The 6,965-nt window shown below is 57.5% G+C and carries 5 protein-coding genes and 3 pseudogenes; 1 reads left to right on the forward strand and 7 read right to left on the reverse strand.

Annotated features, from left to right (window positions below):
* Nucleotides 1-193 precede the first annotated feature (193 nt).
* From OCW50_RS32460 to OCW50_RS32480, 5 genes and pseudogenes are all read right to left on the reverse strand, one after another.
* The gene (locus OCW50_RS32460) at nucleotides 194-760 is read right to left on the reverse strand and encodes a CpaD family pilus assembly lipoprotein (protein WP_210805197.1); all 567 of its coding nucleotides are present in this window, start codon (nucleotides 758-760) and stop codon (nucleotides 194-196) included.
* A 10-nt stretch (nucleotides 761-770) separates the two neighbouring features.
* Nucleotides 771-2,225 carry a type II and III secretion system protein family protein gene (locus OCW50_RS32465; RefSeq protein WP_114948095.1) on the reverse strand — a complete coding sequence of 485 codons (1,455 nt, stop codon included), beginning with the start codon at nucleotides 2,223-2,225 and terminating at the stop codon, nucleotides 771-773.
* A gap of 30 nt (nucleotides 2,226-2,255) precedes the next feature.
* Nucleotides 2,256-2,942, reverse strand: coding sequence for a winged helix-turn-helix domain-containing protein (locus OCW50_RS32470; protein ID WP_114948094.1), 687 nt, complete (start codon nucleotides 2,940-2,942; stop codon nucleotides 2,256-2,258).
* A gap of 667 nt (nucleotides 2,943-3,609) precedes the next feature.
* Nucleotides 3,610-3,756: pseudogene (locus OCW50_RS32475) on the reverse strand (IS6 family transposase); the annotation flags it as partial.
* Between the two features lie 354 nt (nucleotides 3,757-4,110).
* Nucleotides 4,111-4,836: pseudogene (locus OCW50_RS32480) on the reverse strand (IS256 family transposase); the annotation flags it as partial.
* Nucleotides 4,837-5,351: 515 nt separating this feature from the next.
* Here OCW50_RS32480 and OCW50_RS32490 point away from each other — a divergent pair.
* A pseudogene (locus tag OCW50_RS32490) lies at nucleotides 5,352-6,051 on the forward strand (IS110 family transposase); the annotation flags it as partial.
* Between the two features lie 57 nt (nucleotides 6,052-6,108).
* Here the strand turns inward: OCW50_RS32490 and OCW50_RS33620 are convergent.
* Both OCW50_RS33620 and OCW50_RS32500 read right to left on the reverse strand, forming a co-directional pair.
* Nucleotides 6,109-6,273 carry a hypothetical protein gene (locus OCW50_RS33620; protein ID WP_210805199.1) on the reverse strand — a complete coding sequence of 55 codons (165 nt, stop codon included), beginning with the start codon at nucleotides 6,271-6,273 and terminating at the stop codon, nucleotides 6,109-6,111.
* Between the two features lie 378 nt (nucleotides 6,274-6,651).
* A partial coding sequence (locus OCW50_RS32500; protein WP_262266220.1) for an HrpF/NolX family T3SS translocon protein occupies nucleotides 6,652-6,965 on the reverse strand: 314 nt, incomplete at its 5' end.

Genomic DNA, 6,965 nt, shown 5'->3' on the forward strand with positions numbered 1-6,965 from the left:
TCAAGCGTGCCGTCATCAGCCACATGCGCCGGCTTGCCAGGTTGCCCGACCGGATCCGCAGCTACTTCGAGCATCCGTCGTTCCGTTATGCCGCGTAGTTCAAGATTACCCAATCCGGATCAGTAAGTGAGTGCGTCTGCGTTAGGCAGTGCGAGCAAGATGAAGCCGCCGCCGAGGGCGCACGCCAATGGCGTCATTCACCACTCTTGTCTATTGTAAATTCCCTGTATTTTGCGATCGGTATGGCCGCACGATCGCCGTCGCTTTGCGTGACAGCCATGTTGCCGAGTAAATCGCGCGGATCGTTCACCATTACGGCGAGGTTATGGCGCGTCGAGCAGCCAAGCGTCTGTTCGACGGATACCTCGTCAGATAACGGACTGAAAAGTGACGGGCATACAGGAGGGCGGGCAAGATAGAGGATCGCCTCTATACGCGCTACACGGCTGCTGTGTTGGCTTAACAATTGGATGTTATATGTGCTGATCCCCATCTGGTTCGCCTGATGGACTGCCTCTGCGCCGAGCCTGGGCGACCCACTGATAAGCAGATGAAGCGCATCAAGCCGACCACGGCTGGCCCTCTGAAGGAAAACTCGCAACCGCTGCCGTTCCGAGGCGTGGAGCCCCTCTAAAGTTAGAACGGTGGTCTCCTGCCGGATAAGGGTGGGTGCCGACGGCTCCACACGGATCGGCGGGCTTGCGCAGCCACTTAGACTTGCTGCTAGAGCAACCAGGTGAACTTTGATCCGCAATTTCATTTGAACACAGCTATTCGATAATATAGCCGACGCCGCTCTTGGCGCCTGGCACGCCCGTGCGAACTGTCACGCGGCCTCGCGGCCGAGTGGGCGAACCCGATTTAGCCTCCCCACCATCCGAACGCGACCCCATTCGATCCGTTGGCGCGCTCATCTGGACGGGGCTCGACCCTGGTCTTACGATGTACGGAGTAACCAGAATAACCAGTTCTGATTCCTCCTTTTGGAATGAGGAAGAACGGAACAGGGCGCCAAGGATCGGCACCTGCCCGAGCCCGGGAAATGCACTGATGTTATTGCTGGTGGTACGCCTGATGAGCCCACCAATTGCAAAGCTCTGCCCACTGGCGAGCTCGACGACCGTATCGGCGCGGCGGGTGGAAATTGCCGGCACGGAAATTCCGTTGATTTGAATGGCGCCTTGTGACGTGAGGTCACTGACTTCGGGTTTTACCCGAATATTGATCTGCTTGTTGTCGAGGACGGTAGGTAAGAATTCAAGGCTCACGCCGAAGTGCCGAAATTCAATTGAGACTTGCCCATTTTCCCGCGGCACAGGAATGGGAAATTCGCCGCCGACAAGGAAGCGAGCGGTTTCGCCGGAAATCGCCGTGAGGTTCGGCTCAGCTAAGATAGAAGCAATGTTCTCTTTAGCGAGTGCGTCAAGAACCGCGCTGATGTTGATGTTACCATCGTTGTATCCGATTTCTGCTGTACCGCCACCTTTCCCAGTTCCTGAGCCCGCACGGTTGCCGCCGCTTAACAAACCCACCTTGAAGTTGCCGATTTGACCGAGGGCGGACAGGTTAATACCGAGTTCGTTCATCGCCCCGCGGGACACTTCCGCAACGCGCACACTCAAATTCACCTGCAAGGAGCCAGCGACTTTAATGTTATTGACGACCTGGGCGCCTTCCCCGAGATATTGCTCGGCGATCCTTTTCGCCGTGTCGACAGTTTCTGCGTCGGGCGCTGTACCGCTAAGGATTGCGCCGCGTGGAGTATATTTGACTCGGATCGGATAGTCGCCAACCTGATCCCTCAACATATCCCGCAGATCCTCAATCGGTTCCGTGACGACAATCTGCAACTCGGCGAGGGCCTCACCCCTGTCGTTCAACGCGAATAGGGTTGTCCGCCCTGATTTCTTGCCAAAGACGAAGATGGTTTCATTTGAGGGTGCCTGATAATCCGCAACAGTCGGGTCCGCAACAAAAATGGTCGCGGCTGACGCTGGCAGATGAACTGTCTTCCCGAGCGACGAGGAAAGCTTCAGCGTGGCATTGATGCTACCGGACGTTGCACGCCGCGGCCCTTTATCCCCGTTGCTTTGTGCCACGGCAGAAAGCGGAGATAGCAGCAGGAGGGTGCAAAGGAGAGGGCCCAAATTCGGACAACCGATAGCCCTCAGGCAGTCGACGAGGGTCGGCCACCGATTGATGTCAGGATCACGAGTTGTAAGCATTTCCAAGACAGATTCTTTCACAGTCACCAATCATACGGATGTCGCCTTAGGCAATTGAATAACGTACCCAACTCCCCGCACGGTCTTTATCCGTGGCGTCGCACCTGACCTACTCAGATGTCCGCGCAAGCGATAAATTCCGACTTCAAGTGCGTTGGTAGAGACTTCGTCGTTGAACGGATAAAGGTGATCCTCCAACTGCTCACGCGGCACGATGCGGCCCGCGCGATTAAGCAGATGCTCAAGAATACATAGCTCGCGGCGTGCTATGATCACTGGGTCGCCTGCAACGAAAACTTCTCTGCTGATCGGGTCGAAGTTGAGGTTGCCGAACACAAGGACGGGGGCGGCCACCTGTCTTACCCGGCGCTGAATGGCTCTCATTCTGGCGATGAGCTCAACAGGAGAGACCGGCTTGAGCACAAAATCGTCTGCCCCGCCATTGAAAGATTCAATTCGCTTCTCGCAATCATCGAGACAACTCATAATGACGGCAGGAACTGAATGCCCCCCGCTCCTTAGTTTCCTCAGCCAGTCCAAGCCATTGCCATCAGGCAGAGCCAACTCTAGCAGGAGAATTTCGTAGCTCGCGCAATAAAATACGTTAGAAGCCTCTTCCAAAGTACAAGCTATATCAACGGCAAAACCGCTATCCGCGAGCGCGCCGCGCACCGCGCGTGCAAAGTTCGTATGGTGATCAACGAGCAGCGTTCGCATTTCGTCTCAAATTCAAAATTGAGTTGTAAATTGAGCACGTCACCGTCGGCTACGAAACCTGGATAGCGGCAGAGGTTAAGCAACTCGTGTCAGTAGCCTTGACCGCCTGTTCGGAGAGGTAGGCGCAGGAGCATTTCAGCGACTGCAATAGTCGCTGATAGAAGCCTGTGAAGACCCTTTGCGGATCGAGACTGCCAGTCCGCGACCCAGAATGCCACCTGCCCCGACTATGACACCCCCCTGCATCGATTCCCCTGCGTGCCGTCCCCGGCGTTCATCAGCCCAGCGTGTCCAGCGCCCATGATTCGACGACTGAAAGGGTTAACCGCGAGAAGCCGACTGGAGAAATCCATAGTTCTGATCGGCCACATTCAAGCCCTGGATCGACCCCGTCTATTCCAGGTCAGAGTGATCTGACAGTCGACACGCTGTCACGACATTGGACGCAATCGCAATACACTGAGGCGAGCTCAGCTAGGGCCGGGGGATCTGCCGGGCAGCAAGCTTAACTGCCGCTGCTCTCACGGCAACCAAGTTATCTACAGGATTGTTGGCGTCGTCAGGTGGCAACCCCTGTCGGACCGGCAAGTCGCTACACTGTAGCGCCGGGAATAACGCAGCTATAATTCGGCCGCCGTTACGATGATCGCCTGAGGCGCCGGTAAAACGTCCAGCGAGGAATGGTTGCATGGTCGGCTGAGATGCGGCGTTCAGCCATCATCTCCTCAAGATTGCGCAGGCTGAGATTATAGGACCGGTACCAGCCCAGGCAGAGCAGGATTACCGACCGATCAGAATGACGACTTTTGAACACCATGCACCTCCAGAGGTTACGCACTTATCCACCGATGACTGAGGAATATCGTGTCGCGGCGTGGGAAAGTAGCCGCATGAAGATCGACCAGGACAAGATCGGCGAGGCGGTCATCGCTATGCTGTAGCTGACGTTGCACGATAGATGGATCCTAAGCCTGGATTGCCTTTGACTGGGCAATGACGAGAAGTCTTCATCTGCGACTGGAACTGCTTCGGAAGATGGAGAGCACGGCAATGACGCAGGAGAACCTCCATGCCCCACACACGGTTTCGGAGAGAGTTTCAGGATGACGCGGTGCGGCTCGCCCTGACCAGCGGGCCAGCTATGATGGAATTTAGGTGATGGGGCCGATCAGGCGGCGCTGTGTGTTGGCATCGGAATGACCTCGCTGCCATCCTGGAATTTGACACCGGCGATCACCTTCGGCAACTGGTTTTCGCCCATTAGCCGGCGCCAGGTTTTCGAAGCCGCCATGATGAGCTTGAACACCATCAAACGAGCGGTGGTCGGCGACAGTGCGCCCTTGGTGCGCACCGTGCGATGCCGCACCGTCGCGAACACACTCTCAATCGGGTTCGTCGTCCGCAGATGGATCCAATGCTCGGCGGGCCAATCGAAGAAAGCCAGCAGCGCCCGCTGGTCCTTGCGCACGCACTCCACGGCTTTGGGATAACGCGCGCCATAGGCCTCCTCGAACAGATCGATGGCGACCTCGGCCTGGGCTCGAGTCGGCGCGAGATAGATCTCCCGCAGCGCCACCTTCATGCCGGGCTGCACGGATTTGGGTACCTTGTTGAGCACGTTGGCGGTCTTGTGCAGCCAGCACCTCTGATGATGGGTGCCAGGGAAGAGCTCGTCGAGTGCCTTCCAGAAGCCGAGAGCTCCATCCCCAACAGCAATGTGAGGCGGAATGGACAGGCCCCGCCGCTTGATCTCGACCAGAAGCTCGCGCCAGCTCTGGGCGCTCTCGCGCACGCCGGCTTGGAAGCCGATCAGCTCCTTCCTGCCTTCCGGAGTGGCGCCGATCAGCACGAGCATGCACTCGGCCTGATCCTCCATCCGGGCCTGGAGGTAAACTCAATCTCCTCGACCAGGACTTCTCGGCCCAGCGCCGAACCAGAAACGGGCGGCGGATCTGTTATACGTGTGGGCGAACGAGGGCAGTCGCTATCTGGCCATGATCCTCGATCTCTTAGCCCGACGAGTGGCTGGCTGGGCGGTGAGCGACTGGTTGCACCAGGAGCTGGCCCTGGAGGCACTGCGCTATGCGCTAGCGATCCTGCGATGGACCTGACCGACCATCCGGACAGCAAACTGTTCTGACCAGTGTTCCTATGCGCCGGACCCTCAGAGCGATAGACCTCTTAGAGTGGCTGGTGCCACAAGGTGTCCTGGTGTGGCCTGACCCACACTCTGATCGACCAGATCCGTGTCTTTCGTCGATCTTGTCGGCTGCCCAGGAGCCTTGCGGTCCGGTTTGCCTCACCGCCGCACTTGCCACGAAAAGGGCCTGACGTTCTCTTGCGTTACAGCGCTGTCATGGACGCAGTCTTGGCGAACCGTCGATCCACGACTGAGCCAGGAGAGCCGGTATGGAAGGTGGTCAGGAGCGTGTGCCTCATCTCGTCGTAGGTGGTGTTGACATGCATAAGGATCTTTACCTCGCCGACGTTCTCGATTAGCTCGATCATGCGCTCCCCGCCGAGAGCTTTCCCACAACGCGACAGGGATACAATCAGATGCCCGCCTGGATGGGCTCCTTCGGCTCCTTGTAAGGGCGTCGACTCTGAGTCAACAGGGACCTATGGGGCCAAGCTCCTGCTCAATACGCAGAACGCAGGCCTCGAGATTCTGGAGATCACACCCCCGGATCAGCATGATCGCCGCAGGCGTGGAAAGAACGAGGATCGCGAAGCTCAGATTGCAGCGCAAACTGCCCTTGCCGGCAAACGGACTATCACGCCCAGAAGCCGGGATGGCACGGTTGAGTTCCTGCGTGTCATCAAGGCGAGCCGCAAGCCGGCGGTGGCGACACAGCGAATCGCGTTGCAGAGGACTCAGAACACCATCGTCTGCGCGCCGGACAGTCTGCGGGGTGTCCTGCGTGGGATGACTCGCATGCTACTGGTCAGGACGATGGCCGCGTGGCGGCCTGATCAAACCGATCACCGTAACGCGGAATCCGCCTAGTGTATCAACCCGAACTCGCTAGCCGTTCGCTACCCCGAGTGGCACGAAGAGACTTCCGAAATGGATGTGATAATCGGAGCAATTCTCGATGAACTCGCCCCGCATCAATATTGTCCGACGGCCTGTCAGGCGGAGCCGACCAAATACAGCATTCGGATCTCATTGTCCGAGAAAAGCAATCGCTTCAACAACACCGCTGTCGAGACCTTCTTCAAGACTTCGGAATCCGAGCTGGACTGACGCACCGTCTTTCAGCCGAATTCCGAGGCCAAGCAGGCGATCGGCCGTTACATTGATGGCTGTTACAACCCCGTCCGGCGTCACTCAGCGCTCGACTACATTAGTCCGGATCACTTCGAAAGGTTAGCCGGATAGTTACCACGCTGCCTCCCACAAATGCGAAGCAGCGTGGTAACTATCAACGGCGGCCTCGCCAATTGCCGGCATATCAGAGAGCCAGTATCTACGGCGCAATCGAGTTGGCGGCGCGACGCTCAACGTTCTCACGCGCTCGCCATTCCAAAACACACATCGCAGGGCGCTGATGGTTCGCTCTGCTGTGGCCCGCAGAATTTGTCAACTGGCTTCCTATGTCGAGGTACACTACTTTCTCAAGGGCCAAATGTGAACGTACTTTGCCCGCCAGGTAAATGCCGGAACAAGACAAGGGCGGTGTGCCGATCACCCTTGTACCTTGGAGGCTCAGGCCGCAAGGCGAGCTTCCAGGTTGTTTAAATAGTCTTCGGCATAGGTTTGTGCGACGGAAATCGGCAGATCGATCCCAGCCGTTGCAGCCTCTTCCATTACCTTTTTGACCAGCCCGTTGCGGATTGCCAACTTTACCTCGGGCCCTGCGACAAGGCTGAGCGCTTGCGCTCCGATACTAATCCCAGCTTCTTCCAGCGCAAGCTTCATATTGCCTCCGGTGATGGCAGTGCGGAGAAGATTTGCTGCCTGCGCCTCACACGCAAGCGCCATTGAGACGGCATCGGCCACTTGGCCAAGCACTGGAACGA

Origin of the sequence: Microvirga sesbaniae (assembly GCF_025460805.1) — a bacterium.
Lineage (GTDB): Bacteria > Pseudomonadota > Alphaproteobacteria > Rhizobiales > Beijerinckiaceae > Microvirga > Microvirga sesbaniae.